Origin of the sequence: Brevundimonas sp., from assembly GCF_024711105.1 — a bacterium.
In the GTDB taxonomy this organism is placed as follows: Bacteria; Pseudomonadota; Alphaproteobacteria; order Caulobacterales; family Caulobacteraceae; genus Brevundimonas.
In genome coordinates, this window is the sequence record NZ_JANJTL010000035.1 from 1 (window position 1) to 5,866 (window position 5,866).

At 69.3% G+C, this 5,866-nt stretch carries 8 protein-coding genes; 4 read left to right on the plus strand and 4 right to left on the minus strand.

The window, feature by feature from the left end:
* Together Q0M60_RS02325 and Q0M60_RS02330 are read right to left on the minus strand one after the other, a co-directional pair.
* Nucleotides 1-323: chorismate synthase (locus Q0M60_RS02325; RefSeq protein ID WP_296815438.1), on the minus strand; the 323-nt coding region annotated here is incomplete at its 3' end.
* Nucleotides 324-355: 32 nt separating this feature from the next.
* On the minus strand, nt 356-1,081 hold the full coding sequence (locus Q0M60_RS02330) for a J domain-containing protein (protein WP_296815440.1): 726 nt from the start codon (nt 1,079-1,081) through the stop codon (nt 356-358).
* Between the two features lie 146 nt (nt 1,082-1,227).
* Between Q0M60_RS02330 and Q0M60_RS02335 the strand changes: the two genes are divergently transcribed.
* Both Q0M60_RS02335 and pdxH read left to right on the plus strand, forming a co-directional pair.
* Complete coding sequence (locus Q0M60_RS02335; protein ID WP_296815442.1) at nt 1,228-1,647, plus strand: YciI family protein; 420 nt, start codon at nt 1,228-1,230, stop codon at nt 1,645-1,647.
* Nucleotides 1,648-1,678: 31 nt separating this feature from the next.
* On the plus strand, nt 1,679-2,344 hold the full coding sequence (pdxH, locus tag Q0M60_RS02340) for a pyridoxamine 5'-phosphate oxidase (RefSeq protein ID WP_296815444.1): 666 nt from the start codon (nt 1,679-1,681) through the stop codon (nt 2,342-2,344).
* A gap of 9 nt (nt 2,345-2,353) precedes the next feature.
* On the opposite strand, the gene Q0M60_RS02345 is transcribed toward pdxH, so the two are convergent.
* Nucleotides 2,354-2,992, minus strand: coding sequence for a TetR/AcrR family transcriptional regulator (locus Q0M60_RS02345; protein ID WP_296815446.1), 639 nt, complete (start codon nt 2,990-2,992; stop codon nt 2,354-2,356).
* A gap of 107 nt (nt 2,993-3,099) precedes the next feature.
* Nucleotides 3,100-3,744 carry a uridine kinase gene (udk, locus tag Q0M60_RS02350; RefSeq protein WP_296815448.1) on the minus strand — a complete coding sequence of 215 codons (645 nt, stop codon included), beginning with the start codon at nt 3,742-3,744 and terminating at the stop codon, nt 3,100-3,102.
* 148 nt (nt 3,745-3,892) lie between these two features.
* Between udk and Q0M60_RS02355 the strand changes: the two genes are divergently transcribed.
* The gene (locus Q0M60_RS02355) at nt 3,893-5,521 is read left to right on the plus strand and encodes a long-chain-fatty-acid--CoA ligase (protein ID WP_296815449.1); all 1,629 of its coding nucleotides are present in this window, start codon (nt 3,893-3,895) and stop codon (nt 5,519-5,521) included.
* Between the two features lie 12 nt (nt 5,522-5,533).
* Nucleotides 5,534-5,866: hypothetical protein (locus Q0M60_RS02360; protein WP_296815451.1), on the plus strand; the 333-nt coding region annotated here is incomplete at its 3' end.

A 5,866-nucleotide genomic window follows, 5' to 3' on the forward strand; every position in this document is an offset into this window, starting at 1 on the left:
GGGCGATAGGCGCGCGCGATCTCGCCATAGTCCTTCGACCGCGCGTCCTCGTTCTGGATCCCCAGGCTGATGGGCGTGCCGGTGGTGACCGGGCCGGCGCCGTCGTCGAATGTCCCCGAGAGGATGCGCACCGTGTCGCTCTCGGCCCGCTGGGTGACGAAGCGCGAGCCGCCGGGCTTCCTGCGGTCCAGCCAGGGCTGGATGTCCGCCTCGGTCAGCGCGATCAGCGGCGGACAGCCGTCGACGACGCAGCCGATCGCCGGCCCATGGCTCTCGCCCCAGGTGGTGACGCGGAACAGATAGCCGAAGCTGTTGTGCGACATGGCTTCGGCTTAGCCGAACCGCCGGGCGCCGCCTAGCTGGCCCAGCGGTGGCGGAAGCGGTTGAGCCGATCCGCCGCCGGGTCCGAGGCGCGGACCTTGGCCGCCTTCAGCGTCAGGAAGAGATGCCCCTGCGGGCGACCGTCGCGCGCCGGCAGGCCCTGGTCCTTCAGTCGGAGGCGGGCCGGGGACGGCAGGGCCCTGGGCACCCAAACGTCGCGCTCGCCGCTCGGCGTCGGCACGCGCACACGTCCGCCATGGATCAGCACCGAGGCGTCGCACTCGAATTCCAGCCACAGGTCGTCGCCGACCACGCGCAGGTCGCCGTCGGTCGTGATCCGTACCGTCAGCAGCAGGTCCTTCCCGTGCTGGCCCTGACCCGCCAGCCGCACCGTCTCGCCCGCGCGCAGGCCCGCCGGCAGCCGCAGGCCCAGCGTCCGCCCGTCGGGCAGTTGGACGTTGCGGGCCAGGCCGGTGGCGGCCTCCGTCGGGGTGATCTCCAGCACCGGCCGCTCGGGCTTCGGCTCCGGGCGAGGCTGCGGAGCCGGCGCTGCGGTGACCGCCCGGGCCGTCTCCAGCGTCTGCAGCAGCCGATAGGCCTCGATCACCTGCCGGAAGCGCTCCTCGTCCCCGCCCGGGTGGTCCGGGCGGCTGGCCTTGGCGGCGGCGCGGAAGGCCAGCTTTAGCGTCAGGCCGCCCACCGGCTCGGCGAGACCGAGCAGGGCGCAGGCCTCCTTCGGGGTGAGCTTGGCGGCTGACATCGCCTCCACCCATGCCCGCACATGGTCAAAAGGAAGTTAGCGCCGCCGCTGAGAAAAAAATTCGCGCGAGTGTCGGGACGGGGCAGGGGCCTTCGACGTAGCGTCACGGACGGCGAAGGCGCCGCCTCAAGCCAAGGAGAAACGACATGCGCGTCATGGTGATGATCAAGGGCACCCCGGAGATCGAGGCCGGCGTCCAGCCCAGCGAGGCCCTGATGAAGGACATGATGGCCTTCAACGAGGAGCTGGTGAACGCCGGGATCATGCAGGGCGGCGACGGGCTTCAGCCCTCGTCCAGGGGCAAGCGCGTGGTCTTCAACGGCCGCGACACGCCCGAGGTCTATGACGGCCCCTTCGCCGAAACCAAGGAACTGATCGCCGGCTACTGGGTCTGGGAGGTCAAGGACATGGACGAGGCCGTGGCCTGGGCCAAGCGCATCCCCGACACCGACAAGCTGCACGGCGAGGTCGAGATCCGGCCGTTCGTGACCTTCGAGGACTTCGAGAACATGACGCCGGAGATCGCCGCCAAGGAGCAGGAGCTGCGCGAGCGCACCGGCGGCTGACGGCGACGCCGGGCGGGACTATAGGGCGGAAATGAGCCGCGATCCCCGCATCCCGCCCAGCCCGTCCGCCGAGGACTACGCCGCAGCGCTGGAGGCCAACGCCGACGAGGCGGTGCTGGAGCGCGACGAGCCGTTCTCCCTGTTCGCCGACTGGCTGGCCGCCGCTCGCGAAAACGAGCCGAACGACCCGAACGCCATGGCGCTGGCCACCGCCGACGCCGACGGCCTTCCGGACTGCCGGATGGTGCTGCTCAAGGATTTCGACGCGCGCGGCTTCGTCTTCTATTCGAACGCCGAGAGCGCCAAGGGCGGCCAGCTGTCGGCCAATCCGCAGGCGGCGTTGCTGTTTCACTGGAAGTCGCTGCGCCGGCAGGTCCGCGTGCGTGGGCCTATCGAGCCGGTCACGCCCGAGGAGGCCGACGCCTATTTCGCGAGCCGAGCCCGCGACGCCCGCATCGGCGCCTGGGCCTCGGACCAGTCGCGCCCACTGGAGGGCCGCCTGGCGCTCGAGAAGCGCATCGCCGAATACGGGCTGAAGTTCGGGCTGGGCGAAGTGCCGCGTCCGCCGCACTGGACCGGCTGGCGCGTCCTGCCCGTGGCCATCGAGTTCTGGCGTGACCGGCCGTTCCGCCTGCACGATCGGGTGCGGTTTGAACGGGCCGGCGAGGGGTGGACGAAGAGCCGGCTCTATCCCTGACCCGGGCGGTCAGGCCGCCTCGACCGCGCGCTCGGCCCGCACCTCGTAGCGAGCCAGGAAGGTTTCCACCGCGTCGTCGGCGATGCTGTCCGGCGAGCGGCCGGCCACCACGTCGTCGCCGGTGATCATGGGCGCCAGGAACAGGGGATGCTCGACCATGCCGAGCAGCTGGCCCGCCGCCCAGGAGGGCTTGCGGACGTCCAGCAGGCCGGCCTCCGTCATTTCGCGCAGCGACGCCATCAGGCCCGCACCCACGTCGCGCTTGCCCATCTCGAAAAAGGTGTGCGCGGTCTCGCGAAAGCGCTTCCGCTCGGCCGTCACCAGCCGGAAGACAGCCCGCACGAAGGGATCGGCCATGAACCGGGCGTAGGCGCGCAGATAGCTGCGCAGCCGGTCCCGCGGTGAGCCCGTCTCCATCCTGACCGTGCGGATCAGGCCGGCGAACTCCTCGCTGGCGTCGATGATGACGTGGTGGAACAGCTCGGCCTTGCCGGGGAAGTGCGCATACAGCGTCGCCGTGGAAATCCCGGCCTCGCGCGAAATGCGCTCCATGGCGGCGGCGGCGTAACCGTCGGCCATGAACCTGCGTCGCGCCGCGCTCAGGATCACGCGCCGCTTGGCGGCATGCTCCGGTGTCTGGATGTCCATGTCCCCGCGCCGCGCCGCCTTGCCCTGGCGATCGTCCGGCCTCCCACTCTTCTCCCGGCTGTGTAAGCCGGGCGAACGCGGTTCGGCAAGGGTAACCTTACGGAAACTTAATCCAGAAGGCGCGCCATCCGCGGGTCCGCCAGGATGGGCGCGACAAGCCGGTCGACCGAGGTCGGGTCCTCGAGCCGGACGGCGGCGGCCTCGTCCAGGATCACGATCTCCGCCCCGGTGCGGGACGGTTCGATCTGGCGGACGTGAGCCGGCCGCACGGTCGCCAGGTACTGGGCCACGACCGACTCCCAGGTCCGCCCGCGTTCGGCCTGGTCGCGGATCAGCCGGCGGATGAAGCGGACGTCGGCAGGCGTGTCGACGAAGACCCTCAGGTCGAACAGGGCCGCTACCTCCGGGGTGCAGAACAGGTGCAGCCCTTCGACGATGACCACCTCGGCGGGGCCCGTCGCCGTCGCCTCGCCCGGCAACCGCCGATGGGTGACGAAGTCATAGTGCGGCACGTCGACCGCGCCCCCGGCCTTCAGCTCGGCCAGGTGTCCCGCCATCAGCGCATGGTCGCGCGACGCCACGTCGTCGAAGTCAAAGGTCGCCGGGTCGAACCAGGGCTCATCGGCGTACTCGCCGTAATAGGAGTCCTCGGCGATCAGCACCGCACGGCCGCCCAGCCTGCGCGCGAGCGCCTGGGCGATGGTGGTCTTGCCCGAACCCGAGCCGCCGACGATGCCGATGAGAAAGGCCATGGCGGCGCTCTAGCAGCCCCTACGTCAGGTGTCGAAACCGGTCGCCGATCCCGCGTCCCTCCGTTGCTTAACGGCGTTCACGTGCTAGCTTCGCTGCAACCGCCGCTCTGACAGGCGCGTACAACGGGTTGGGCAAAGGGAGACGGCGATGCAGGGCCTGATGCAGGACTGGCCGCTGACGGTCGACAGGATCATCGACCACGCGAAGAACTGGCACGGTCACCGCGAGGTCGTGACGCGCTCCGTCGAGGGGCCGATCGTCCGCACCACCTATGGCGAGATCCATGGCCGGGCCAAGCGCGTCTCAAACGCGCTCAAGGGCTGGGGGATTTCGACGGGCGACCGGGTCGCGACCCTCGCCTGGAACACCGGCCGGCACATGGAGGCCTGGTACGGCATCATGGGTATCGGGGCGGTCTGCCACACGCTGAACCCGCGCCTGTTCCCGGAGCAGCTGGCCTACATCATCAACCACGCCGAAGACCGGATCATCTTCGTCGACCTGACCTTCATCCCCTTGCTGGAGGCCGTGCTGCCGCACTGCCTGTCGGTCGAGCGGGTCGTGGTCATGACCGACGAATGGTCGATGCCCGCGACCAAGCTGCCGCGCGCGGAATGCTATGAGCAGGTGCTCGCGGACCAGTCCGAGGACTGCGTCTGGGGCCAGTTCGGCGAACAGACCGCCTGCGGCCTCTGCTACACCTCGGGCACGACCGGAAACCCCAAGGGCGTTCTCTATTCGCACCGGTCCAACTTCATCCACACCCTGCTCGGCATGCAGTCGACGGTGCTCGGCCCGTCGCCTAAGGAGACCATCCTGCCGGTGGTGCCCATGTTCCACGCCAACGCCTGGGGCATCGCCTTCGCCGCGCCCGCCGCCGGCGCCAAGCTGGTCATGCCGGGCGCCAAGATGGACGGGCAGGCGATCTACGAGCTTATCGAGAGCGAGGGCGTCACCTTCTCGGCCGCGGTGCCGACGGTCTGGCAGGGGCTGCTGGCCTATCTGCGCGAGAACAACCTCAAGATCCCGACGGTGAAGAAGGTGCTCATCGGCGGCTCGGCGGTGCCCGAGGCCCTGATCCGCGCCTTCCACGACGAGTTCGGCATCGAGGTGCTTCAGGGCTGGGGCATGACCGAGACCTCGCCGATCGGCACCTTGTCCAACCTCACCCCCGAGCTGGCCGCGCTTCCCTACGACGAGGGGATGAAGTGGCGGATCAAGCAGGGCATGCCGCCGCTGGGCGTCGAGCTGAAGCTCAAGAACTACGCTGGCCAGGAGTTGCCTCACGATGGGCACACCTTCGGGCGGTTGATGATCAAGGGCCCGACCATCGCCGGCGGCTACTTCAAGGGCGAGGGCGGCGAGATCCTCGATCATGAGGGCTTCTTCGACACAGGCGACGTCGCGACCATCGACGAGCACGGCTTCATGCAGATCACCGACCGCGCCAAGGACGTGATCAAGTCGGGCGGCGAGTGGATCTCGTCTATCGACATCGAGAACATCGCCGTGGGCCATCCGAAGGTCGAACTGGCCGCCGTGATCGGCGTGGCCCATCCCAAGTGGGATGAGCGGCCGCTGCTGGTCCTCAAGCTCAAGCCGGGCCAGACCGGCGAGCCGCAGGAGTTCCTGTCCTTCCTGGAAGGCAAGATCGCCAAGTGGTGGATGCCGGACGCGGTCGCCTTCGTCGACGACATCCCGCTGGGAGCCACGGGCAAGATCGACAAGAAGGTCGTGCGCGAGCAGTTCAAGGACTACCGCCTGCCCGGCGCGTGATAGGGTCGCGGGATGAACCGCGCGCTCCTGATCCTCGCAGCCCTCGTCGGGGTGTCCGCTCCGCTGACGGTGACCTTCGGCGCGATGGGCGCCGATATCGGCTGGGTCTCGTTTGAGACGGGTTTCTGGCTGCTGACCCTGACGGTCGGCTGGTGGCTGGCCGTCGGCGGTGTCGGGCTTGGGCTTGTGGCCGCCATCCTCAATCTGCGGAGCCTCGGCCAGGCCTGGCCCTGGCTGATCGCGGGGCTGGTCGTCCCGGTGGCCACCCTGGGCGGGCTGTGGACGCTGCAATCGCGGCTGGACGCCGTTCCGCCGGTCGTCGAGACATCCACCGACTGGACCGAT